Here is a 25,466-nt window from a genome sequence, read left to right on the forward strand (position 1 = left end):
TGAAACTTGAAACTTGAAACTTGAAACTTGAAACCTGAAACTAGAAAAATCACCCAATCTGCAGATGTTCCATATTTTTTCCTACCAAAGTTCGGGTACCCTTCACTTTAAAACCTAATTTTAAGTACAGTTTTTTGGCGTTCGGGTTGGCATCTTCGACCAATAGTCCTAGAGTCCTTTGATTTTGAGTTACATACTCGTCAATTAGAAATTGCAGCAGTTTAGAACCAATTCCTTTTCCCTGATGATTTGGACTTACTCCAACCGAATCAATATAAAATTCACCACTTTGCGTTTCGTCTTCAGGATTAAAATCAGCATTGAAATTCAGACGAACATAATCAACAATTGGTTTTCTCAACGAATGCAATTGTCCTCCGTCATAAACAGCAACAGCACCAATAATTTCGTTGTCTTCCTCCGCTACATAACAATTTTGATAAGAGTATTGATTATTCTCGGTTTCAACAAAATGAAGCAGGAAGTAGTAGGCCGTTTTAGGATCCTTTTCACCTGTAAATTTATAGATAATGTCCTCCATTGCCAGCAGCAAAAGTGCTGTAATATTTTCTGAATCTTCAATTGTTGCTTTTCTGATAATCATGATAAATGCGTTTAGTGTACAAAATTACACCAACTTTTACAGATGAATCAATTTTGCTCAATATTTGTGATAAAAATTTGCCTTTTTCATAATTTATAAAGAAATGCTTGGCACTATAGAATATAATTTTTAATTAGTTAATGTTTTTATTATTAGGTACTTACGTGTGTTTTAAAGTGTGCTTTTTTATTTAGCTGATCGAGTGTAATAATTTCAAAAATGAGAGTAGTCAGCGTTTTTCTTGTTGCGCAAAACGATACTTTTTGTAGTATAAATGCTATTTTTTTTAAAATGGCTGTTGATAACTGTTTTTAGGGTGAAGCCGTTTTTTAGACCCTAAGCTGTTGATAACTCTATTTAGATTTAGTATAAATAACTGATGTTTCGCCTCTTAAGCTTTATTTTCTACCTGTTGATAAAAACCAAATCTAGGGGGCGATTTTGAGGTGTACAACTGTTGATAATTGCGTTGTTTTTTAACATCAAAAAGCGGGTGAAAGAAGATCTCGGGGTTAAATTTGTAACTATAAAAATGTCGTTAAATACCTCCCCAAGAACGAAGCATTTTTATCAAGGTTCATTCACCATTTAATACTTATATATATGTCTATATTTGATAAAAGAATCAATTATAAACCTTTCGAGTACCCGGAGGTTTTGCAATTTACAGAAGCCATAAATAAAGCGTATTGGGTTCATACAGAGGTTGATTTTACAGCCGATACACAGGATTTTCATTCTCATTTAAATGCTGCAGAGAAAACCGCCATTAAAAATAGTCTCTTGGCGATTGCACAGATAGAAGTAGCCGTGAAAAGTTTTTGGGGAAATATCTATGAGCATTTTCCAAAGCCGGAATTCAACGGATTGGGGACTACTTTTGCCGAATGTGAATTCAGACATTCTGAGGCTTATTCACGTCTTCTGGAAGTTTTAGGTTATAATGATGAATTTGAAAAACTGATGGAGATTCCGGTTATCCGCAAACGTGTCGATTATCTTTCGGATGTGCTTAAGGATACCAAATCTCAGGACAATAAAAAGTATGTAGTTTCACTAATTTTGTTTAGTATTCTGATCGAAAATGTGTCGCTTTTCAGTCAGTTTGCAATTTTATTGTCTTTTACGCGATTCAAAGGCTACATGAAAAATGTGAGTAATATTATTGCGTGGACTTCTATCGATGAACAAATTCATGCTAATGGCGGCATTTATATCGTAAACAAAATACGTGAAGAGTTTCCGGATTATTTCGATGAGGAAACGTTAAACCTTATTCGTGAAGCCGTTAAAAATTCAATAGAAGTAGAAGCTGATATATTAGACTGGATTTTTGAAGAAGGTGAGATTGAAACGATCAATAAGACTGATTTGGTTAATTTCATGAAATTCAGAATAGACGAAAGTCTGGTTCAGATCAATATCCCGACTATTTTTAATGTTCCGGCAGATGATTATAAAGCGATGGCTTGGTTTGAAGAAGAAGTTTTTGCCAACAGCCTTGACGATTTCTTTGCCAAAAGACCAGTAGAATATACCAAACACGACAAAAGCATTACCGCAAACGACTTGTTCTAAAAAGCAAAATTACAATGATGAATACAATAGATACAACTTCAGCAAACAGCCTTCCGTTAAGTGAAGCCGAGAATAAAATGTGGTGGAAAAACTCTGAAAGTGAGCAAATTTTAAATCGTGGTTATCTTTTGAAGGGAGAAACTGTAGAAGGTGCAATTGACAGAATTTGTACCGCTGCAGCCCGAAGATTATACAAACCCGAACTAAAAGAATCTTTTGTAGAAATGATCGAACGAGGCTGGATGAGTATCAGCTCTCCCGTTTGGGCCAATATGGGAACTGAACGCGGTTTGCCAATTTCATGCTTTAATGTGCATGTTCCCGATGAAATAGAAGGAATTACACATAAATTGGGAGAGGTGATCATGCAAACCAAAATTGGCGGCGGAACATCGGGATACTTCGGCGAATTACGCGAAAGAGGAAGTGCTGTTACAGATAACGGTAAGAGCAGTGGAGCGGTAAGTTTTATGAAACTTTTTGATACTACAATGGACACCATTTCTCAGGGAGGAGTCCGTCGTGGAGCATTTGCAGCTTATTTAGACGTAGATCATCCGGATATCGAGGAATTTTTGAAGATTAAAAGTATTGGAAACCCGATTCAGAATTTATTTACCGGAATCTGTGTGCCGGATTACTGGATGCAGGAAATGATTGATGGTGATGTCGACAAGAGACAAATCTGGGCAAAGGTGTTAGAAAGCCGTCAGCAAAAAGGATTGCCATACATTTTCTTTAGTGACAACGTAAACAAAGACAAACCACAAGTTTACAAAGACAAAAACCTGCGAATTAATGCCAGTAATTTGTGCAGCGAAATTATGTTGCCTTCAAGCATTGATGAATCGTTTATTTGCTGTCTTTCGTCAATGAATCTCGAACTTTACGACGAATGGAAAGATACTGAAGCCGTAAAATTAGCGATCTTTTTCCTGGATGCCGTATTGCAGGAATTTATCGAAAAAACAGAAGGTAATTATTACCTTTCGGCAGCCAACCGATTTGCCAAAAGACACCGTGCACTTGGACTTGGTGTACTGGGATGGCATTCGTATCTGCAAAAAAATATGATTCCGTTTGAAGGAATGGAAGCCAAGATGAAAACTACCGAAATTTTCCAACATATCAGTGATAAAGCCGATAAAGCAACTCAGGATCTGGCCAGAATTTATGGAGAACCAGAACTGTTAAAAGGATATGGAAGACGTAATACAACCACCATGGCTATTGCGCCAACAACGTCATCATCGGCTATTTTAGGGCAAACTTCACCTGGAATTGAACCTTTCAGCAGTAATTATTACAAAGCCGGTCTGAGCAAGGGAAATTTTATGCGTAAAAACAAATACCTTAAAATGTTACTGGAGAAAAAAGGACTAGATAATGAAGAAGTCTGGAGAGAAATCATGCTGAATGGCGGAAGTGTACAACACATGACTCAGCTGACAAAAGAAGAGAAAGACGTTTTTAAAACCTTTAAAGAAATCAGTCAGTTAGAAATTGTACAGCAGGCTTCCATACGTCAGAAGTTTGTAGATCAGGGGCAAAGTATCAATTTGAATATTCCTGCCGATTTACCCATTAAGGAAGTAAACCGACTGCTTATCGAAGCCTGGCAGCTTGGTATCAAAAGTTTGTATTACCAACGCAGTCAAAGTGTCTCGAAAGAATTGGTAACCAGTTTGGTGAGCTGCAGCAGTTGTGAATCATAAACAAAAAGGCCGGATGTATCATCCGGTCTTTATTTTTGAGTTATATGTGGTAAGGTGTTGATTATTCGTGATTGTAATGCTGTATTTTTGAATCTACGCTTCCATTATTAAAGCCGTTTGATACTGTACACCGATTTAATGGCAAAGTCCTGATTGGTTCTTTCAAACGTATAATCGACCTGGCAGGGAATATTTACGACTTCTTTAATTCCGTCCACAAAAGGCAAGAACGTGGGGATAGTAATGTGTTCTTCGATTCCCAACTCCGTTAAAATTTTCAAATACCGATCGACTCCCGTAAGTTCTAAAATGGTATTTTCGGCGGTGTACTTTAATAATCTGAAGTTGTATTCCGGACTTGAATTGTATATCGTATAAATAACAACTGCAGCAAATGCTCTTGTATCTTTTTCCAGAGCGGGGTATAGCTGAAAAGCCTGCATGGTCTTCAGTTTTCCTAATTCAAAGAATAATTTCTTAGAATGTCCGTCTATTTTATCATTTCCGAAAGCGGTACCAATATTCTTTAATAGCAGACCGTAAAAACCCGCAGTCACGCTCGATAAGTTCTGAGTAAGTGTAAGGGTATTTTCCGGAAAAAAAGCATTGACTAAATTTTCTTTTATTTCGAGCGATGGAAAAATATCTTTACTTCTGCTCTCGTCTAAATTTTTTAATAACACTTGTTTCATAGTACTCAATTATTTAGGGTTAACATGTATTTTGTTTGCTAAGAGTGTACCTGTTTGTCGTGAAATAATAATATAGAAATTGAAGGATTTGTGTGTAATTATTTGTATATCATTGATTTGTATTTGTAAAAATAATGTTTTTTTGGTTAAAATGGTGTTTTTGGAATGCATATCTAAAAGCTTTCATTCAAAATGCATTTAGTAAGAGAGAGCGAGGAAAGTCTTTATATTGGAATAAAATTAAAAAGGCCGGGTAAAGCCCGACCTTTTGATAAAATGGATGCAGATAGTATTTTTTAATGGCCTTTGCTGTTTTCAAAACCAAGAATTGTAATCATATAAGGTGTATTTGAAACCTTGATTTTCTTTGTAATTGCCATGGTAGACAAATTCAGCTGCAGTAATTCTCCTGTAGTTGGAGAAGTAATATAACCAAAGTTCTCTGTTAACTGAATTTGTGGTTTTAAAGCTGCATCAGTGGCAGTTTCGGCAATAACTTTACCTTCCTTTTCAAGTTGCAGACTGGTAAGATTGTACAATTTGAATTCGCCCGTATGCAATAGAATTCCCAGTTTAGTAGCACTAAAACTCACTTTACATTGCATGATAGCAGTACTTGCCAAAATAGGTTTAATCGTTTCACTTGCCACGTCAATTAAGTAAGCTCCTTTTGCAGCAGTATATCCCACAAATTTTCCTTTTGCCTTTGTTTCTAAAATAGTCCCAAACCACGCAGTCCCAAAATCAGCAGGAAGTGCGATAAGCTTTTGTTTTCCGGTACTTTCCACTACGAGAACACCGCTTGCTGATCCGAAAACGGCATATGTTCCATCTGAAGCATTTCCGTGAATTCCTTTGGTAGTAACTGTCGCGTTAAAAAGAGTCTTACCGGAATTATCAATGATTTTGACTTTTTCCGGGAGTGTTCCTGCTACCGAATTGTCTTTTTCGGTAATAGCATAAGTACCATTAGAAAAAGTAGCCATTGCGCCGTGATGAGCTAATAAACCAGCATTTATAATCTTAAATTTAGCTCCCACAGTATTAATTTCAGATTCTTTAGCAACAGCCAATGTTCCGTCGCCGTCATTAAAAGTCATTAACTCTCCGCTTTTGCTTTTAAAATGGGTAGGCATTGGGGATTGACCAATTAAAGCGCCAAATTTTGGGATTCCGTCTACATCTACATGATCACCATGACCTTCAAAACCGCTGTCGAAAGTTTCAACTGTATTGCTGGCTCTGTGAATGATTCCGGCATATCGTTTGGATTCTGAAGTATAAACAGTAGATTTTGCAAATTTAGCATTAAAAGAGCTTATTGTGGCTTCAACCGGATTAACTAAGGTGATCTCAGTTGTTTTTTCATCAGAAAGTAAAATCCTTAAGAATTTATACTCAGTTAAAGCTTCTTTGGGAGTTTCAGGAGTATTGTCGTCGTCGTTGCTGCAGGAAAATACAGTTGCAGATAAGGCGAGTAGGAAAATGAGTTTGTAAAAATTGTTTTTCATGGTAAAGGTAATTAAAGTTGATTTTTAAAAATTAATGGTAATAGGCATCGATTTATAGACGCTTATATTGTGTGTAGTGTTTTTATAAAGTACTACCCAATTGTAGGTTCCGGATTGCCAGGTTTTGTCGGCTGTAATTGGAGTTCCTTCGAAATCTGCAGCTGCGCCAATAGTGATGCTTTGACCGCCCAAAACACCATTTATTTTTTGAAGTGTAGTAATTTTTGAAGCAGGCCCCAGACCTTTATGTTCGACTTTTGAAATGACAATAACTTTCTTCAAATCGAGCTTGTCGATACTTTCTGGATTGTAATTGGCACTTTTTTTAATCAAAACAGAATATAAAATTCCGTCCCCCATAATTTGACTTACTTGCGCATGCGCAGTCAGAAGATCATTCTTTTTGAAAATAAGTTCCGGTTCAACCCAGGTATTCATGTAGTAAATCAGATTATCGTTTCGGGAGAGATTATCGCGGCCAATTACGGGATCGACAGGCAAGTTGGCAGGATCTGTAATGGTAACGACTTCTTTAATTTCGAGTTTAGATCCGTTTTCATCTGTAACAATAAAAAGGAAATCAAATTTACCTTCCGGGGCATCAGCCGGAATATTGAAGTGTTTGTGTACATTAGTATTTTTTGCGCCTTTGAATTCCGCCCAGGACAGTTCAAATTTCCAGTCTTTGGTATAAGTTTCACCTTTTATGGGAAGGATTTTCAACTGTACATCGGCAATTTTATCTCCGGCAAGCACGTCAGCATTAAAGTGAAAGTCACGTCCAATTAAGGCTTTTTTATTATTGGCGGTACCAATTTCAATATTCTCAGCTTTGGGCTTTATAATTTCTTTATTGTCATCGTTACTACAGGCTGTAAAAGACAGATTAACAGCCAGAAAGAGCAGTATTAGTTTTAGCGTTTTCATTAGGGTACTGGGTTGATTAATTAAATTCATAGGGTATTTATTTGTGTATTAAAAATGGAATTTTCAGCGACAGAATGATGTTTCTTCCGGCTTCAGGAAGTTCTATTAACCTGTAGAAACTGGTGTGATTCAGGTATCTTGTGTTGAACATATTCTGAACCTGAAGACTAATGATAAAATCCTGTTGTCCGGCTTTTAGTTTAGTTCCTATGGCCAGATTAAAGACATTACTGCTTGCCGTTTTCTTTTCAGGCGGGACAATCTGATTCTGCTTGGCAGTAAAGCGATAATCAAGAGAGAAATAGGTGTCTTTTAAACTTTTTATTTTTGGATTGTAAGTGATACCAAACAAAACCGATGGGGGCGGAGAGAAGGGCAGTGTGTATCCTTTTTTATCTCCCGACATTTGCTCGCTATACAGATATTCTGCTAAAACTTCACCGCCTAAATTTTCCAGAAACTGATAACGTAGCTGTAATTCACCACCATAACGCATGACTTTACTCTGCTCGTATTCAAATACCTGATTGCCGGCTCCGTAATAAATATCATGTTGCGAAGTTGGATTGAGGTAAATGTAATTAGGAAAATAATTAAAGAACGGACTCAGTTGAAAAGACCATTTAGCATTTTTCCATTCCATACCAAGATCCAATTGATATGAACGTTCAGCTGCTAAATTGGGATTGCCTTTTTCAAATCTGAAATAATGATAATTTACCCCATTAGAAGCCAGTTCTTTAGCAATTGGCATTCTGAAACTCGTTCCAAGATTGGCTTTTAAGGACCATTGTCCCGGTGTATAATTAACGCCTGCAGACCAATTGAAACTTTGAAAAGTACGGGTCAGGTCTTCAGAACGTTTCAAATATTCAGCAGTTGTTTGACCGTTTTCAGTGACTTGGCTAGGAAACCAATCTGAATACTGTTTCATTTTGATTTTGCCATAATCGAGCCGTACAGCGGCATGAAGCAGCCATAATTCGTTAAGCTGAATTTTATCATAAACAAATCCTCCGGCATTGAATTGTTTAAAAGCAGGAATCAGAAAACTCCAGCCGTTAATGCTATTTTGTTGCTGTTCGGCATTAATTCCTGCGGTGAATTGATGATTTTGGATGGAAAACTCATCCTTAAAAGCAGCAGAAAACACTTCTTTATCGTATTGCCTTTCCAGATCTTTCGAAGCATGCATATTAGAAGGATACAGAGGTGGCATATAACCATGATTGACATAATGACTCCATTCCCGACGAAAGTTTTTTTGGAAACCCAACTGTGTTTCGAAACGGTGTGAACCTAAGGAAAAGGAAGTGGTATTACTGATTTTGGTATGTGTAACTTCCTGAAATGGCATTAAAATATCTCTGCTGGAACGATCGTGCAGTTGGGTGTCTACATTTCGTGGTTCGAGTCCATGTGCATTGGCAAAAAAGCCGCTTTTGGTATAAATATTACTGAAATAGAAAACCGATTTCAATCGATCCGTCACATAACCGGTACTGGCATGTACATCGAGTTCTCGCCCTGCCGTGTTGCGCAAGTGATTTTTGTATAAAGGAACAGCATAATTGTATACGTGTACCGTATCAGTGGGAACGCGATAGTCTCCGTAATCCATAGCAGTTATTCTGGAATCAAAGAACCATTTTTCGTTTCTACCGTAAAGATTGACAGATCCTCCAAATTGTTCATTATTGCTTTTGCCTGTAAAATCAACTGTTCCGCCCAAAACATGTTGAGCAGGAAAAGGTACAGGTTGTATGTTTATGGCACCGCCAATGGCATCAGAACCGTACATAAACGATGATGGACCTTTGATGATTGCCACGCGGTTTACAGCATATTGATCGATTTCTAAACCGTGATCTGCTCCCCATTGTTGACCTTCGTGTTTGATACCGTTTTCAACCACAATAACCTGATTGAAACTTAGTCCGCGAATTAGTGGTTTTGAACCGCCGGAACCAATAGAAATGGTCTTAACACCCGGAAGTCTTTGCAAAGACTGCATTAAGCTTCCGCCAAGATTACGTTGGATAAAGCTGCTGTTTACGATTTCAAGATTAAGAGATTCCTGCTTTTTGCGACGTACTTCGTAACCTTCACTAATGACAACTTCTGATAACTCCTGTATTTCCGGTTTTAAGAAAATAGCAGGTAGCACAATTGTGTTTTGACTTATAGCAATTGCCGTTTCATAAGAAGCATACCCGGAATAGGTTACCATTATTCGCTTTGTATTTTTAGGAACCTGATTTAGGAAATACTCCCCTTTTTTATTGGTTATAGTACTAATATGAGCCGGATACAGTGTAACCAAAGCACCTTCCAAAGGTTTTTGATCCTTAGAAAATACGGTGCCGGAAACACGAACGGATTGGGCTGCTACTTTTGTAACCAAAACAAAACAAAAGAGCAGCACGCAATAAGTCCGCAATTGATTTGACTTAGTCTTGTTCATCAAAATCAATTTATAATATTTTAATACTCAAACCTTTGATCGTCTGCCAGCCTTCCTTATCGGTTAAACGAATCAGGAAATGATAATCTCCGGCATCAATGTTTTGTGGAATTTCAATTTCCTGAGCTGCTTCATAACTTTTTTGCCCGGAAGGAATCGTAACCGAATTGATGTAAAGCATCGGGTTTACCGGTTTTTTGATAGGATCCTCATTGCAGGAGGCTACTTCGGTACTGTGATTGTGATGGTCGAAATTGTGGTGAATGTCCAGACTATAAGATCCCAGTTGTGCGTTGTCTGAAAACTTTGCTCTGAAAGTAATTTTTTGTCCGCGAGTGATTGTACTGCATTGTATCGGAAACGCATTTGCGGCAGAAACATCAATTACAGGGTATTCGGTATCAATTTCGGTTTTATCACTGTCACAGCTTGTGAAAGCAAAGCCAGTCGCCAAAAAAGCCAAAAGCATTTTTGAAATTCTCATTCGATTTGGTTTGAGTTTTGTGGTATTCATATGTGAAAATTGTGGGTTACAAAAGGCATATTCCAAACCTGATAATACTAGGGAAATGGCAGTTTTAGGGCACAGGATTAGGCCGTAAAAAGCATTGTTTTCATCGGGAAGGAAATTGGGAAACAAAAGTAAAAGGGTGTACAGGGGAGCCAACGCAATACCCAATTACAGGTACTGAATTGTACAGTTGCAAACAATCAACCGACAGCAGAGTTCTTTTTGAAACAATAGTGTTGCACGAAAGTGGTATTCCTAAAAAGGAATAATAGAGTCAATCAGTATCGATCAAAGTATTTTTCTAAATATAGAAAAAGACATAAAATAAAGCTGTAGTGAAAAAGTGAAATACTTTTTCAGTGTGGAGAATATCTAAAACGCGTAACAGCACATCCTCTCAAAATTGAAATGATTTACTTTTGTCGTTTTAGGCAATAGGAGGTGCCCGAAGGGCAAATAGAGAGCCTTTGAAAAAAGGAGCAAATGATTTGGAATAAAAATGTACATAAGGAATTGGTGTACTATTTTTATAAAACTGAAAAGTTACAAAGTCAAAAGTGCTGACCGGACTGAATTTGAAATGACAAATAGCACACTCTTCGTTAGAGTGATCCTGCATTTTAAATTCACTTTTATCGGTAGGATAAAGTACGACTTTTTTAGCAGTGGAATTGTGACTGTGTATGTGTTCATATGAATGTATCGCCGGAAATAGTATGGCAAATACTACCACCAACGGCATCAAAAGATTTATAAATTTAAATTTCTTTTTCATTCTAATGAATCCATAGCTAATAAAGCAATGAAGTACAAATATAGAATTCTTATTTGTAAATGCAACATTGTTTCATTAAAAAAATAAAGAAAAAAATAAAAGGATAAATCTTATAAGTAAAAAGACAGTTGTAGGTCTCTTTTGTCGCTTCAGGGAACGAAAAATGGCAAAAAAATCAGCTTGTACTGAATAAAATTTCCGTTCCTTGAATTGACATTTTGAATTTGAAGTAACTATTGTAAATGTTATAGTCTGATTAATGTGATACCGCTTTTAGTCCAATAATAGAACTTACCAGAGTAAACAGAAAAAATAATCGCCAGAAGTCAACAGGCTCTTTAAAAACAAGAATACCCATCAATACCGTTCCAACAGCTCCAATTCCGGTCCATACTGCATAGGCCGTTCCGATAGGCAAGGTTTCGGTGGCTTTAATCAGTAACAGCATGCTTATGGTTAGTGATACAAAAAATCCGGTGTACCATAAATAAACATCGGTACCGGTTGCTTCTTTGGCTTTTCCGAGACAAGTTGCAAAAGAGACTTCAAACAGTCCCGCAATAATTAGAATAATCCAGTTCATAAGTGTAATAATTTTATGGCGCAAAGTTCCTTTAACTCCCGCAATAAAAATTTAACAAATGATAAAAAATGAATTTATTTCAGATCAGCTCTGATTCTGCTGAGACTGACCTGCGTGATACCCAGATAGGAGGCGATATGTCCCAATTGAATTCTTTGCAGTAGTTCGGGATGGTATTTCATAAGTTCCAAGTAACGATCAGTGGCATTTCTAAACTGCCTTGAAATCAGACGTTCTTCGGTTTTAACAAGTTCCTGTTCGGCAAATTTTCGACCCCAATTGGCAATATGAACATCGGTATCAAACAATTGCTGAAGATGTGTCTTTTTTAATTCGTAGAGTTCGCAGTCCTCCAGAAGTTCAATCGTTTCATAACCTTTTTGCTCTTCAACATAACTTTTCATCGAAACAACGGTTTGTCCTTCTTTTCCGAACCAAAACGTAACTTCATTATCATTCTCCTCAACATACGCCCGCACAATTCCTTTTTTTATAAAATAGAGCGCAGACTCAACCTTTCCGGCATTTAACAGTATATGTCCTTTGGGATATTTTATTTCACTAATACAAAGCTTTAGTGCATTTTTGGACTCCTCAGGAAGCTGAAAGATGTTGTCAAGAATGGTATCGATGTGCATTGTTAATGGTTGATGGTTAATTGTTGATTGTTAATGGTTGATTCTTCATTCTTCATTCTTCATTCTTTATTCTTTACTCTTTATTCTTTATTCTTTATTCTTTATTCTTTATTCTTTACTCTTTATTCTGGGGCGCTGATTATTAATATCTTATATCTTACATCTCGCATCTCACTAAAAAGATTTCGCATTTCACAGATTTACAGGAAGCTAAATTAAAACCTTAGATTTCAGTCTGCTTAGTGTTTCCTGCGAAATATTGATGTAGGAAGCTACAATTTTATTGGGCAATCGTTTTACAATTGTGGGATTGATTTTGAGCAATTGGGTGTATCTTTCTAAAGCCCCCATAGTGGTAAACGACATTAGTCTGTTGGTATTATTGACATAGGCTTTTTCGAGATACGAACAATAAAACTCCCTCCATTGAGGAACAATCTCCATCAAATCATTGAAATCTTCATGACTAATATATAATAACTCCGATTTCTCGATAACCTGTATGTATTCTGTCGAAGGCATTTTGGTAATAAAACTCACCAAAGCCGTAGCGAATTGATTTTCGAATGCAATATATCGGGTGACGTCTTTTCCTTCTTCGTTGATGTAATAAATTCTCAAACAGCCTTTATCTACGAAATAACTATTTTGACTCGTTTGCCCGGCCGAAAGCAACAGGTCGTTTTTGTCCCGCTGTACAGGTTTAAAGTGCGACAAAATAATATTGAGATCTTTATCAGAAACTGCAATACGACTTCTTATATAAGCACCAAGTTGTTTGTAGGGCATTTTTTTAATTAGATGATTAGCATTAGATAATTTGATTGCTGGATAATTAGATAATTTGATAGTTAGATGATGAGTGTAAACAATTAACTATCAATAACAAACCATTAATAATCAACAATTAACCATTAAACATAGTCTTTTACATATTTTCGGTAGTAGATAATATCTTCTATTGAAAGTACTACCAAATCGTGTTGTACTGCAAAGCTAATGATTTTGTCCAGTTTAGCCATGCTTCCGTCTTCGTTCATTAATTCGCATAGGACGGCTTCCGGTTTTAGACCTGCTAATTTCATTAAATCTACACTGCCTTCAGTATGTCCGTTTCGTTCAAGGACGCCGTTGTTTTTGGCACGTAGAGGAAAGATATGCCCGGGTTTTGCAAGATCTGTGGGTTTTGCATTTTGAGCAACCGCAGTTTTAATGGTTGTAATTCGATCTGCTGCCGAAACTCCCGTAGTTACACCCTCTTTTGCTTCGATTGTAATGGTAAAAGGCGTCTGAAAACTACTGGTGTTTTCTTTCACCATATAGGGTAATTCCAACTGATCGGCTTTTTCATTGGTCAGACAAAGGCAGACAATTCCGCTGCATTCGCGTATCATCATGGCCATGTCTTGTACGTTGATGTGTTGTGCCGAAAAAATTAAATCGCCTTCGTTTTCGCGGTTTTCGTCATCAGTTAATAGAATTCCTTTTCCGTTTCGCAGTTGTCGTAAAGCATTTTCGACACGTTCGACACTGGTTAAACCAAATTTTTCTAAAGGATAGGATAATGTGCTGATCATCTTTTGTTGCGTTTTTTGAATTAAAGAGCAGCAAAGCTAGACTTGTTTCAGACACAAAAGTTTGATCTAGGTCAATAAAATGAAGAGGATTCTTTAAAAGGTAAAAATCGTATAAATACCGATTATCCCAAATCCGACAGGTTTCTAAAACCTGTCGGATTTACATTCTTAAATTAATATAATCGTTCTTAGTAGTACTAAGAATATTTTTTGCCACTGATTTTATAAATTCAAATCCATTTTACTTACTATTATTAAAGAAATCTGTGGAAATCTTTCTAATCTGTGGCTAATTTTACTACGGGGTCACGGATAGTTAAAAACGTATAAATACTTATTATTTTAAATCCGACAGGTTTTAGAAACCTGTCGGATTTGTAAATGTTTAAATCAATCTACTACGAAACGACATACTTTTACTAAAATCCGTATAAATACGCATTGTAATGTCTGTTTTTATTGTTATTTCTTCCTTTAATAATTTTGTATCTTAGTCTTTATTAATCTAGATCTGTACTGATTATAAACTTTTTAGTAATCAGTATGAATTACAAAATATGTAAGCAATGCCCTGGAATCCCGAAATTTATAATAAGTTTAAAAATATTCGTTATCAGCCATTTTATGATTTGGCCAGTTTTATTCAGCCAGTAAAAGGAATGAAAGCCATTGATTTAGGTTGTGGCACAGGAGAACAAACGGCGATTCTGTCTAATCAATTTGAAGAAGCGTACTTTTTGGGAGTCGATTCTTCGCCGGAAATGCTGGAACAATCCAAGTCTTTAGAAACGGATCGTTTGCATTTCAGAAAAGCCACCACAGAAGAAACAATAGAATCGGGTGAAAAATGGGATCTGATTTTTAGTAATGCGGCTTTACAATGGTCAGACAATCATGAGATGTTATTTACCAGATTGCTGCAACAGTTAACCCCGAAAGGACAATTCGCTGTACAAATGCCGGTACAGACGGAAAACAAACTCAATAAAATCCTTTTGGAGCTGGTACAGGAAGAGCCTTTCGTCTCTTTCTTAAAAGGATTTAAAAGAGAATCCCCGGTTTTAAGTATCGATGAGTACACACAAATTTTGTTTGATGGCGGATTGGAAGACCTTCAGGTTCAGCAAAAAGTATATCCAATTATAGCCAAAGATCATGAAACACTTTTTAATTTCATCTCGGGATCGGCTTTGATTCCTTATGCAGAAAGACTGGAAGGAGAGGAGAAGGTACTTTTTATTGAAACCTATAAAAAGAGAATAGCGGAAGGTTTTTCCAAACTTCCCGCTATTTATTCGTTTAAAAGACTCTTACTTTATGGTCGTAAAACCTAACGAAAGAATATTTATTTGTGAAGAAAACTTTATTCTTTATAGAGAATAATAGTTGCTTTGTAACCTTTTCCCACATTCCACTGACTTGCTTCAATCACTTTTCCTTTGTCGTCATACACTTGAAATTCAGCTGTGTTAGGTGAAGCAGAACCTTCGTTTAAAGCTTCAAAGTCAATTTTGTTCATTCCTTTTACCAAGGTAATTTTAAAACCCTGATAATCTCCGTTTAAACTTACTTCGGGTTCAATTACTTTATCATTCAGGTATACACGTATTTTATCGCCATCTACAAAAGCAGCATCACGATAACGAATGGTAGATACAGCCGTATTGGTGACAAAACCTCCCAAATATTCATTTCTTCTGTAAAAAATGCCTTCCACATTGGCTTCCGGTTTATACAGGCTGTTGTTTTTATACAAATCTTCCGGATTGATTTTTAAAACGGTAGGTTCTTTTGGCAGTGGAAGATCGGGATTTAACGGAGTTTCTGTTGGAGGTGGTACGTCTTTTAATTCAACATTTTTCGAATCAATGGGCTTGTATTTGCCACCGAGTTCTTTCTGCGCATATCCCTGTAAAACAGCACCGGTTAGTATAATAGTTAATAGTATCTTTTTCATATTATTTTAAGGTTTTAAGACAAACATCAAACGAATGTGTTTGTATCCGGATAGATAACATTTAAGTATAACTATTTATTGCATTTACTGAAAGTTAATTATTTCTAGTGTTTTGTAACATGCAGACAATCAGTTATAAATTTACGTTTTTTTTCGCAGATGCTTATGCTGTTTATATGAATACAAATCTCTTTTTGTTGTTGTTTTCCTCTTCATTATGATTTGGAGAAAATAAATTGCATTAAAAAGTAAACAAGAATCTTGCCGTTAATACTTTCTGATAAATTGGGTTGAAGCTATAGAAATCAGATAAAGTTTCAGAATTTCAAGTTAAGATTATAATTTTATTTTATAAGGTTGTAAAATTATCAATTTGATTTATGATAATGTCCGCCATAAATTTGTCTCATCAAATCAGAACAACGGTTTGAAAATTAAAAAATTGATAACATTAAAAACTTTAATCATGAAATTTACAAGAAACGCAAACGCAAACTGGAAAGGTACAGGGATGGAAGGAAAAGGAACCATTACGACACAAAGTACTACTTTAAACAATGCTCAACTCTCTTTTAAAACCCGTTTTGCGGAAGGAGTAGGAACTAACCCTGAAGAATTGGTAGCTGCCGCACATGCGGGATGTTTTACAATGCAATTGAGCTTTTTATTATCAGAGGCCGGTTTTGTTCCTGAAGATCTTAATACTACAGCCAAAGTAACTTTTGAAGACGGAACGATTACTTTAATTACACTTGAACTTTCGGGATCGGTTCCGGGGATTACTACAGATGATTTTGAGAAAACAGCTCAAAAAGCAAAGGAGATTTGTCCTATTTCAAAACTGCTAAATACAGAGATTGCTTTAAACGTGTCTTTACTGTCTTAAATAGTTGTCATTAAAGGTATCTCAACTTTAATTTAAATCTAACAAACAACATCTTAAAAAATAAAAAAATGAAAACAATAAATCTAAAAAGACAATTGAATCTCTTATTCATGTCTGCCGCTTTAATTTTGACCTTCTTAGTGTCTGCCACTTCAATCGCACAAACTGCGCCGGCGAAAGTTAAAAATGTAGTATTGGTTCACGGAGCATTTGCTGACGGCTCGGGATGGAGAAATTTATACGATGTACTTTCAAAAAAAGGATATAAAGTTACCATTGTTCAAAATCCGTTAAGTTCTCTTGAAGATGATGTAGCAGCAACCAATGTGGTATTGGACAATCAGGATGGTCCGACGATTTTGGTGGGACATTCCTGGGGAGGTGCTGTAATTACGCAGGCCGGTAATCACGCTAATGTTGTGGGATTAGTTTATGTAGCCGCTTTTCAGCCGGATAACGGAGAATCGGCTTTGCAATGGCTGCAAACAGCTGCTCCCGCTCCAGAGAATGGTGTTTTGGCTCCAAATGATAAAGGGATCGTTTATTATGATGAGGCCAAGTTTCATGCCGGTTTCTGTGCGGACATTAGTAAAGAAGATGCCGCTTTTATGTACGCTTCGCAAGGTGCTTTTTATGCCAAAGGTTTTATCACACCGATTACAAAAGCGGCCTGGAAAGATAAACCGGCTTATGCAGTAATTGCTACACAGGACAAAAGTATCGATCCTTCCATTCAGCGTGCCATGTACAAACGTTCGAAAACGAAAGCGACAGAAGTAAAAGGAAGTCACTGTGTTTTTATATCACAACCGGAAGCTGTGGCAAACGTAATTATTGGTGCAGCTAAAGATCTAAGCGGAAAATAATAGAATGTTATTGAATCTGCACAATCTGCGAGATCTGCGAGAAAATAGGTTTGATTGTTTTAATTTGATGATGTTTTTTTTCCATTGATCTTACTAATTGAAGCATTTTTCTAAATACAAAAAGCCAAAGTACTGCAAGGTATTTTGGCTTTTTTATATTGATTCCCGATAGCTATTTATCGGGTGGTAGCTTTAATAAAATAAGGAGAGTCGTTCCATCTTATTTTGCGATAAGCAAAGTTTTGTTGTAAAGATTCCGGTAAGCAATTCCAGATAGCTTCATTCATTTTTTCAAGCAATAATTTCTTAGAAAAAGTATCAGACACCACCAGACTGATTTCGCGTACGGGTTTTGGATCTTTAAAATGTTTAAAAAGCCCGGTTTCTACCTCGTTAATCATCGAAAGTTGAGGGATTATGGCAAATCCTAATTCGGCTCGTACCAAATTTTTAAGGGTTTCAATCGAGCTAATATCGTAACTGAATTGTTCTTTAATTTTTCCCGTACTTTTGATATCACAGATATCTAGGAGCTGTGCATTGTAACAATATTCGTTTTGAAGCAAAAGCAATTCGGCCCGGTCTGAAGGCTGCAATTCGTAATGTGATGCTGCGGCCATAGGATGTACCGTATTTAAGTACGCGACAAAAGGTTCTTTAAAAACCGGATGCTCAATTAAATGAGGATTTCCGGTAGGAGTTGCCATAATAGCTACGTCCAGAGCTCCTGTCATAACATCATTCATCAATTGTCCGGTATTGGCTTCTTTTATAATGAATTGCATTTTTGGAGTGGCTTTTTTCATGGCCTGAATAAAAAGTGGTATCAGATAAGGGGATAAAGTCGAAATGATTCCAACTTTAACTTCGCCTTCCAGTTTGTTTTTCTCATTCACTACAAAATCTCTGATTTCATCGGCCTCGCGAAGTATCTTTTTGGCTCGGTTTATAATTTCGGTTCCAAGAACGGTAGGGGTTAACGGAACTTTGTTTCTATCGAAAATTTTAATTCCAATTTCTTCTTCCAGATTTTTTAGCTGAATGGTTAGTCCGGGTTGCGATACCAAACAAACTTCTGCGGCTCTTGCAAAATGACGTTCCTCGTCTAATGCTACAATATATTTTAATTGTTGAATTGTCATCTCGATTGGTATATTGGATATAAAGGTAAAAAAATATAACGGAGCGTTTCGGTGTTTTTTAATCTAAGCACGAGAAAATGTAAAATACAAACGGAGAATATCAAAAATGTTCAGGATATGTAAACTAGCCGACATTAGGAGACTGTAAGAGTTCTTAATTTCGATTTACTAAATGATATCACATGAGAACACTATTTTCTTTTACAGCTATTTTAATACTCTTCGGATGTGAATCTGAAGGAGAACTGACGCGCGAAAAAATTGGTTCAATGGTAGTTTCTTCAGAAGCAATTTTGCTTTCTACAGGAACTTTTGAAGCTGAGGGAGGCAATACCGTTACCGGTTCTGCCCAAATTTACAAAGAAGGGGATCTGTACAAATTATCACTTAAAGATTTTAGTATTTCCAGTGGGCCTGATCTTAAGGTTTATCTTTCTAAAACCAATCGACCGGACAGTTTTGTAAATCTGGGAAGTTTAGGAACAGGAAATTCACAGACCTATACGATTCCGCCAGGAGTAAATTTAGCGGCCTATCCCTTTGTATTAATTCATTGTCAGCAATTCAATCATCTTTTTGCTACTGCTGCTTTAAAATCCAACTCATTATGAAAATTAAATTTTTGCTAGTTTTAGCCACGTTTTTTATATTCGATTATAGTAAAGCACAAGGCTGCAGTGACGCCGGTATTTGTAGTATTGGAGGAGCATTTCACAAAAATGATGACAAGAAGAATAACCATATCGAATTTGGAACTGTTCTGGGGAAAGGCGATGTAGATGTGAAATATTTGTCGGGTTATATTGCTTACACCAGAAGTTTTAATGAAAAGTGGTCGGGAAATGTAAAAGTGACTTCTCAGTATGCCAATGGAAGTTTCGGAGGAAAAGCTTCGGTTGGAGATGCTTTTTTAACGGCAAACTATACTCCGGTTACGACAAATTTGTACAAATGGAGTTTTACTTCGGGGATTAAAGTTCCGTTTAACCAAAGTAATCTCAAAATAAACGATCATCCGCTTCCAATGGATTACCAAAGCAGTCTTGGAACTTTTGATTTTTTGGGAAGTGTGAATCTGAACTATAAAAACTGGGATTTTAATTCTGCGATACAATTGCCAGTCATTAATATAAACAAGAATTCCTATTTCAGCGAATATTCCGGTACAGATGATTTCATGACCACCAATTTATTTGAGAGAAAACCGGACGTTCTTTTACGCGGAACCTACACCATAAATACAGCCAATCGTAAATTTTCGTTCAAGCCGAATTTGCTTTTCATTTATCATTTAGGGGAAGATACTTATGAAGATATTTACGGACAAAGACAGACGATTAAAGGCTCTGACGGACTTACCATTAATGGAAATTTAATTGCAGGATATCATTTTTCATCCGGAAGTAGTATCGAAGCCTCGGTTGCGACGCCTTTTGTAGTGAGAGAAGTGAGACCGGACGGACTTACACGGGCATGGACAGCAGGGGTGAGCTATAAAGTGCGTTTTTAAAAAAAATGGAATGGTGACTCAAGTATAAATAGGTTGTGAAGAAATAGTGTCGCACAGAAATTTAATGTGTTAAATAAGTAACGCAAATTTTTTCGTACATCATTTTTAATTATTTTGCGCAGACCATGATCAGATGAACTGAAAAAGAACCATATCCGTCCTTAGATAAATATGTTTCTAAGCAGGAGGGATGCTTATACTCTCAACTGGTGTGGGAAATATATATTCTTACTTTAAATGCCGAAATCAAAAATGATGAAATCTGTACACGCTCAAATTTTACACTTACTATTATTATTTATTGGAGTTGCTTCCATAAATGCACAAAACTACAAACCTGCTGATGCCTTAATTGGAAATAAAACTCTTAAAAAAGGAGTATTATCCAATGGCATGACGTATTATATTTATCCAACAGCAGTAAATAAAAACACAGCAAGTTATTATATTATTCAAAACGTAGGCTCTATTTTAGAGAATGACAATCAGAAAGGATTGGCACATTTTCTGGAGCACATGGCTTTCAACGGAACTAAAAATTTTCCCGGAAAAGGAATTTTGACGACTCTCGAAAAACAAGGGGCTGTTTTTGGAAATAATATAAATGCTTACACCAGTTTTGATGAGACGGTTTATAATTTTGACAATATTCCATCAACAGATCCTAAAGTAATTGATACTGCATTGCTGATTTTGCACGATTGGTCCCATTCATTACTATTGACCAATGAGGAAATTGATGCCGAACGTGGTATTATTGTTGAAGAATGGAGAACCAGGCAAAACGCATCAACCCGAATTTCTAATTTATTCAACCCTTATTTGTACAACCATTCGCTATATGCTAACCGTGTTGCTATTGGTGATATGGATATTGTAAGACATTTTGATTACGCTTTGTTACGAGATTTTTACAAAGAATGGTACCGTCCCGATTTGCAGGCAATTGCCGTTGTTGGGGATGTAAATGCTGAAGAAATTGAGCAAAAAATAAAAACATTATTTGCTGATATTCCGAAAGCTAAAAACCCGAAGAAACGATTTGAGGTCGCAATTCCGGATCATGAGGAACCTTTTTTTAAGTTAGCGCTCGATAAAGAAATAACAAATTCGACTATATCTTTTAAAATCATTCAAAATGGCGCAGGTCAGAGTCAGACTTTTGCTGATCTGAAGCAGTCAATAACGAGGATAATGGCGTTTTCGATGCTCAACGACAGATTGAATGAATTAGCACAGAAAGAAAATTGTCCGTTTAAAAATGCGGAGGCTTATTATTCTAATTTTAGAAGAGTGAATGATGTAATGGGGATGGATATTGCTCCAAAACCAAATAAACAGGCAGAAGCTTTAGCTGTAGTCATGGATGAATTTAATCGTGCCGGAAAATTTGGTTTTTCGGAAGGTGAAATTCAAAGAAAAGTAACTTTCATTAGTTCTTTTTACGAAAACTATATCCAATCAGAGAAAGAAGTTTCACATAGCAGTATTGCCAATAGTATACAATCAGATTATCTTTTACATCGACTGTTTACAGATACTAAAAGCGAGTTTGAAATGATACAGTCTATTTTGAAAGAGATCGATTCAAAAGCTCTTCAGGTCGAATTGACTCGCGGATATACTTCAAAAAACAGAGTAGTGACCGTTGAAGGGATGGAAAATGAAACCAATTTAACAAAAGAGAACGCTTTTGCTATTATTGCCAAATCAGAAAACAATCCTAATTTAAAGCCTTATGCAGACAGTTTTAATGATAAGTCACTGTTGACAGATGTAACGATTGTTCCGGGCAAAATTACTGCTGAAAAGGAAAGTAAAGAAATCGGTGCTACTACTTATACTTTAAGCAATGGCGTAAAGGTGCATTATAAATTTGCAAATAAAAATGTTAATGATGTACAGTTGTATGCGGAAAGTTTCGGGGGGGCGTCGTTATATGATCTCAAAGATCTGCCATCGACATTTGCACTGAACGGTTTGACAGATGCTTCAGGTGTGGGAGCATTTTCTAATATTAATTTGGAAAAAATTCTTTCAGGAAAGGTTGTCGGTACGGGAATAAATGTAGGAGCTTTAAATGAGACGGTTTCGGGTAATGCTAAAGTAAAGGATCTCGAAGCAATGCTGCAATTGGTGCATCTGCGTTTTGTAAAGCCACGCTTTGACAAGGAAATTTATGATATTAAGAAATTAGATCTTCAAAATTATCTCGAAAATAAAGACAAGGATATCAATGCAAAAATGACCGATAGTATCAATGCAATTGTTTACGGAAAAAATAATCCCAGAGTAAGATTTTTGGATCAGCAGTTTATTGATGATTTGTCTTTTGAAAGAATAAAAGCAATTTATAAAGAACGATTTTGTGATGTTTCTAACTTTGAGTTTTTTATTGTAGGTGACGTAACATCGGAAGTGCTGAAACCACTATTAGAAAAATACATCGCTAGTATTCCCGGTATAAAAAGAGAAGAAACATTCAAAGACAAAACACCTGTCTGGAGTTCCAATAAAATTAACAAAGAAGTTTTAATAAAAATGGAAACGCCTAAAAGTACGGTCAATATTCAGTTTGAAAGCGATTTTAAATACACTTCCAAAAATGCTGTTTTGGTGGATATGCTGCGTGACATTTTGACTTTACGCTACACAGAGAATCTTAGAGAAAAAGAAGGAGGAACTTATGGTGTTCAGGTTAGTGCGGCAGCTTCGAGATTTCCAAAAAATACGGTTGCCCTATCGATAAATTTTGATTCAGATCCGATCAAAGTGAACAGTTTACTTCCTATAGTGTACGACGAAATTAACAAAATTAAAAAAGGCGTTTTGTTAAAAGAGGACCTGGTGAAAACCAAAAGCAACTACTTGAAATCAAGAGAAGACAGTAAAAATTTCAACAGCTACAGTTTGAGTTTATTATACAATTTTTTTGAGTACAATATAAACATGGATAATCCTGCAGCTTATGTAGATATTGTAAATAGCATCACTGAAAAAGACATTCAGGAGTTTACTAATGCATTTCTAAACAAAGCCAAGTCTTACGAAATTGTTTTTAAGCCATTGCAATAATGGGTATTGGTATATAGTAACCCGGTAGCAGTGAATAGGAATACATTAATGTGACAATACAAAAGAGATCTGAACAGCGTCATCAATGAAATTGTAGAGAATCTGCCTAATCTGCAAGAGAAAAAAGATATGCAGACATTCTGGCATAAAGGTTTTTGTCTCCAGCAGATTTAAAAGTGCTAAACACAGTGTAATTTATAAATTCTGCGAAGGAAAAAGGATTAGGTTAATGAGGTGGGTGAGTAACCAAACTGTTTTTTAAAAGCATGCGAAAAGTGAGAAAGATTTTCAAAACCAACTTCGTAGCAAACATCGCTCGCTTTTTTTTGATTGTGAGTTAACTGATAGTGTGCCATTTCTAGTCGTTTGCGCGTTAGCCATTTTTGCGGGCTGGTGTTAAAATGTTTTCGGAAGTCTCTGTTGAAGGTAGAAAGACTTCTTCCGGTGAGATAACCAATTTTATCGAGAGACATATTAAACATAAAGTTACGTTCCATAAAACCGACCAAATCAATTTTCCCCGGTTCTTCAAAGTTGGCCAGAACATCATCAATATTCGGATCAATTATTCTGAGAATGCTAATTGCTTCGGTTATTTTAAGGGAAGCAATATTTTCTGGGAGTTCTTTCATGTCAAAATATGGAATTAACGATGAGAGACAACTTTTTAGTAAGGGATGATTGTTATAATGGTTTATTTTAGAATTTGCTATTGTTTTAGGTTTAATATCGAGTTTTTTATAAAAATCTTTAAGTATGGAAGAAGTCAAATGCATGACCACGGTTTTATGAGGTTGACCGTCTTTGGGATAGTTGATAATAGTAGCCAGTTGGTTTCTTGGAATGAGAAAAATATCTCCTTCCTTAAAAATATGAACGCCATCGGTTTGTACAATCTTAGTTTCACCTGAGATAAACCATACCAGCATGTGCTGATCGAACATCATATCCGATTTAAAAAAGCGATCGGAGTAACAAGATAGTTTAATATCCGGGGTGATGTATTTTGCTTCAAATTCCATGGATGTTTTTTTTGAGAAGGTATAATTTCAAATTTACTAAAATTATGCGGTTAACCATTCGTTACTTTCCTAACGTTTGTTTTTATAAAGAAGTTACCGCTAGTAGCTTGCGGTAACTTCTTTTGTTTTTTGAACCGATTTTTTTTTAGCTAATATGGAAAGAAACATCAGTCATTTTTTCGCTGAGATTCCACAAACGTTTAGCATGGTCTTCTTCTAGAGAATATAATTTCACTCCGGGAGCTACATCAGAATCATCGGCTAGGGAAGCAATTTCGGCATCTTCGCAATATATCCCTCCAACATCATCAAGCAATGGGCTTGTTGCACACCATACAGTTGTGGCCGCACCTTGTGGAATGGTTTTTAAATTGGCCATTATTTCCGGCAAAATAACTCCGTCCTGATCACAGAAACCCATCTTTTGAAACAATTCTAATGACGCTTCTCTGGCAAGTTCCGTTCCGTTTATAGATCCGGGATGCAATGAATAAGAGCGTACACCAAATTCTTTTCCACGATTATCCAACTCGAGGGCAAATAGATTACTGACTGTTTTGGATTGTCCGTAGGCTTGTAAAGTTTCGTACTCTCTGTAAAGAAAATTAGGATCATCAAAATTGAATGGAGCAAACTGATGGCCCTGTGAGGATACCTGAATAACTCTTGCTGAACCTGCTTTCTTTAAAGCGGGCCACAATTGGGCTGTTAGCTGAAAGTGCGACAGATAATTTGTAGCCAGTTGTGACTCGATACCTCTTTGGTCCCGACGAAACGGAACCCACATAATCCCTGCATTGTTAATGAGCAAATGCAAAGGTCTGTTTGATAATAAAAATTTCTCGGCAAATAGTTTGATAGAATCCGGATCCATTAAATCCATTTGTTCTAATTCTATATTAGGTATGTCTGCTAAGTTTTTTTTAGCCTTTGCAAGATCTCTGGCGGGTACTATAACGGTTGCTCCCGCCAGAGCAAGAGTTTTAACAGTTTCTAAACCAATTCCGGTATTTCCGCCTGTAACTATGCCAATTTTACCTGTAAGATCAATTCCTTTAATGACATCGTTTGTGGTTGATTTAGCATAGAATCCTGAACCAATTGGTTTTTGCAAAGCTCCCTGATAATTGTTCTGTTTCATTTTAAAGATTTTTAGATGAATAGTATAAGGCAAATTTATGAGGAAGTTGAGGGAGTGACTTTGTTTAGAATGTCATTTTACTTTGTTTAAAATGTCATTGCGTTTAAAAGGTTATAAAGACTGGGTATACAAAAAAATCTCACAGTAGGATTATATTTAATTACTTTTAAACTGGTGTTAAATATCTTGTTAATTTATTAAAAATTGAATTAAAGGCAATTTCTTTAAGTTTAAATTATTATTTTATTGAATTCATAGCAATGGATTAGGTTGTTATTGATAATTTTGCTGC

General features: G+C 36.2%; 23 protein-coding genes. 8 read left to right on the top strand and 15 right to left on the bottom strand.

The genetic code is table 11. The features are described 5' to 3' along the window. Positions 1-49: 49 nt before the first annotated feature. Complete coding sequence (locus M4I44_RS14390) at positions 50-604, bottom strand: GNAT family N-acetyltransferase (protein ID WP_070908426.1); 555 nt, start codon at positions 602-604, stop codon at positions 50-52. A 603-nt stretch (positions 605-1,207) separates the two neighbouring features. Between M4I44_RS14390 and M4I44_RS14395 the strand changes: the two genes are divergently transcribed. Next, entirely contained in the window at positions 1,208-2,182 is a 975-nt protein-coding gene (locus M4I44_RS14395; protein ID WP_249965121.1) for a ribonucleotide-diphosphate reductase subunit beta, read from the top strand. Between the two features lie 17 nt (positions 2,183-2,199). Beyond that, positions 2,200-3,897: a ribonucleoside-diphosphate reductase subunit alpha gene (locus tag M4I44_RS14400; protein WP_249967421.1), complete on the top strand. Its 1,698-nt coding sequence runs from the start codon at positions 2,200-2,202 to the stop codon at positions 3,895-3,897. 107 nt (positions 3,898-4,004) lie between these two features. On the opposite strand, the gene M4I44_RS14405 is transcribed toward M4I44_RS14400, so the two are convergent. The 10 genes from M4I44_RS14405 to ribB all read right to left on the bottom strand — a co-directional run bounded on the left by M4I44_RS14405 (position 4,005) and on the right by ribB (position 13,575). After that, the gene (locus M4I44_RS14405; RefSeq protein WP_070908423.1) at positions 4,005-4,589 is read right to left on the bottom strand and encodes a hypothetical protein; all 585 of its coding nucleotides are present in this window, start codon (positions 4,587-4,589) and stop codon (positions 4,005-4,007) included. 296 nt (positions 4,590-4,885) lie between these two features. Beyond that, complete coding sequence (locus tag M4I44_RS14410; RefSeq protein ID WP_249965122.1) at positions 4,886-6,100, bottom strand: hypothetical protein; 1,215 nt, start codon at positions 6,098-6,100, stop codon at positions 4,886-4,888. A gap of 24 nt (positions 6,101-6,124) precedes the next feature. After that, a complete protein-coding gene (locus M4I44_RS14415; protein WP_249965123.1) occupies positions 6,125-7,057 on the bottom strand; it encodes a DUF4625 domain-containing protein in 933 nt (310 codons plus the stop codon). Between the two features lie 7 nt (positions 7,058-7,064). Then, positions 7,065-9,491: a TonB-dependent receptor gene (locus M4I44_RS14420; RefSeq protein ID WP_249965125.1), complete on the bottom strand. Its 2,427-nt coding sequence runs from the start codon at positions 9,489-9,491 to the stop codon at positions 7,065-7,067. 10 nt (positions 9,492-9,501) lie between these two features. Further along, complete coding sequence (locus M4I44_RS14425; RefSeq protein ID WP_070908646.1) at positions 9,502-9,975, bottom strand: DUF4625 domain-containing protein; 474 nt, start codon at positions 9,973-9,975, stop codon at positions 9,502-9,504. 454 nt (positions 9,976-10,429) lie between these two features. Next, positions 10,430-10,777 carry a hypothetical protein gene (locus M4I44_RS14430; protein ID WP_070908421.1) on the bottom strand — a complete coding sequence of 116 codons (348 nt, stop codon included), beginning with the start codon at positions 10,775-10,777 and terminating at the stop codon, positions 10,430-10,432. 256 nt (positions 10,778-11,033) lie between these two features. Next, a complete protein-coding gene (locus M4I44_RS14435) occupies positions 11,034-11,360 on the bottom strand; it encodes a multidrug efflux SMR transporter (RefSeq protein WP_017497559.1) in 327 nt (108 codons plus the stop codon). 74 nt (positions 11,361-11,434) lie between these two features. Beyond that, complete coding sequence (locus M4I44_RS14440) at positions 11,435-11,998, bottom strand: Crp/Fnr family transcriptional regulator (RefSeq protein WP_017497558.1); 564 nt, start codon at positions 11,996-11,998, stop codon at positions 11,435-11,437. Positions 11,999-12,208: 210 nt separating this feature from the next. Beyond that, a complete protein-coding gene (locus M4I44_RS14445) occupies positions 12,209-12,787 on the bottom strand; it encodes a Crp/Fnr family transcriptional regulator (RefSeq protein ID WP_249965126.1) in 579 nt (192 codons plus the stop codon). A 125-nt stretch (positions 12,788-12,912) separates the two neighbouring features. Continuing rightward, positions 12,913-13,575 (bottom strand): 3,4-dihydroxy-2-butanone-4-phosphate synthase, encoded by a 663-nt coding sequence (ribB, locus tag M4I44_RS14450; RefSeq protein WP_089076325.1) that lies wholly within the window; start codon positions 13,573-13,575, stop codon positions 12,913-12,915. A 566-nt stretch (positions 13,576-14,141) separates the two neighbouring features. Here ribB and M4I44_RS14455 point away from each other — a divergent pair. After that, positions 14,142-14,909: a methyltransferase domain-containing protein gene (locus M4I44_RS14455; protein ID WP_249965127.1), complete on the top strand. Its 768-nt coding sequence runs from the start codon at positions 14,142-14,144 to the stop codon at positions 14,907-14,909. A gap of 29 nt (positions 14,910-14,938) precedes the next feature. Here the strand turns inward: M4I44_RS14455 and M4I44_RS14460 are convergent, their stop codons facing one another. Next, positions 14,939-15,532 (bottom strand): hypothetical protein, encoded by a 594-nt coding sequence (locus M4I44_RS14460; RefSeq protein ID WP_249965129.1) that lies wholly within the window; start codon positions 15,530-15,532, stop codon positions 14,939-14,941. A 466-nt stretch (positions 15,533-15,998) separates the two neighbouring features. Between M4I44_RS14460 and M4I44_RS14465 the strand changes: the two genes are divergently transcribed. Both M4I44_RS14465 and M4I44_RS14470 read left to right on the top strand, forming a co-directional pair. After that, positions 15,999-16,418: an OsmC family protein gene (locus M4I44_RS14465; protein ID WP_017497553.1), complete on the top strand. Its 420-nt coding sequence runs from the start codon at positions 15,999-16,001 to the stop codon at positions 16,416-16,418. Between the two features lie 68 nt (positions 16,419-16,486). Continuing rightward, on the top strand, positions 16,487-17,284 hold the full coding sequence (locus tag M4I44_RS14470; RefSeq protein WP_249965130.1) for an alpha/beta hydrolase: 798 nt from the start codon (positions 16,487-16,489) through the stop codon (positions 17,282-17,284). A 176-nt stretch (positions 17,285-17,460) separates the two neighbouring features. On the opposite strand, the gene M4I44_RS14475 is transcribed toward M4I44_RS14470, so the two are convergent. Further along, a complete protein-coding gene (locus tag M4I44_RS14475) occupies positions 17,461-18,426 on the bottom strand; it encodes a hydrogen peroxide-inducible genes activator (protein ID WP_070908416.1) in 966 nt (321 codons plus the stop codon). A gap of 182 nt (positions 18,427-18,608) precedes the next feature. Between M4I44_RS14475 and M4I44_RS14480 the strand changes: the two genes are divergently transcribed. The 3 genes from M4I44_RS14480 to M4I44_RS14490 all read left to right on the top strand — a co-directional run bounded on the left by M4I44_RS14480 (position 18,609) and on the right by M4I44_RS14490 (position 23,011). Continuing rightward, complete coding sequence (locus M4I44_RS14480; protein ID WP_249965131.1) at positions 18,609-19,037, top strand: DM13 domain-containing protein; 429 nt, start codon at positions 18,609-18,611, stop codon at positions 19,035-19,037. Further along, positions 19,034-19,936: a hypothetical protein gene (locus tag M4I44_RS14485; protein WP_249965135.1), complete on the top strand. Its 903-nt coding sequence runs from the start codon at positions 19,034-19,036 to the stop codon at positions 19,934-19,936. The genes M4I44_RS14480 and M4I44_RS14485 overlap by 4 nt, the downstream gene beginning before the upstream one ends. A gap of 252 nt (positions 19,937-20,188) precedes the next feature. After that, a complete protein-coding gene (locus tag M4I44_RS14490) occupies positions 20,189-23,011 on the top strand; it encodes a pitrilysin family protein (protein ID WP_249965136.1) in 2,823 nt (940 codons plus the stop codon). Positions 23,012-23,232: 221 nt separating this feature from the next. On the opposite strand, the gene M4I44_RS14495 is transcribed toward M4I44_RS14490, so the two are convergent. Both M4I44_RS14495 and M4I44_RS14500 read right to left on the bottom strand, forming a co-directional pair. Continuing rightward, on the bottom strand, positions 23,233-24,033 hold the full coding sequence (locus tag M4I44_RS14495) for an AraC family transcriptional regulator (protein WP_017497547.1): 801 nt from the start codon (positions 24,031-24,033) through the stop codon (positions 23,233-23,235). A 145-nt stretch (positions 24,034-24,178) separates the two neighbouring features. Then, positions 24,179-25,174 (bottom strand): SDR family NAD(P)-dependent oxidoreductase, encoded by a 996-nt coding sequence (locus M4I44_RS14500; protein ID WP_249965138.1) that lies wholly within the window; start codon positions 25,172-25,174, stop codon positions 24,179-24,181. Positions 25,175-25,466: the final 292 nt, after the last annotated feature.

Source organism: Flavobacterium sp. B183, assembly GCF_023539155.1.
GTDB lineage: Bacteria > Bacteroidota > Bacteroidia > Flavobacteriales > Flavobacteriaceae > Flavobacterium > Flavobacterium tructae.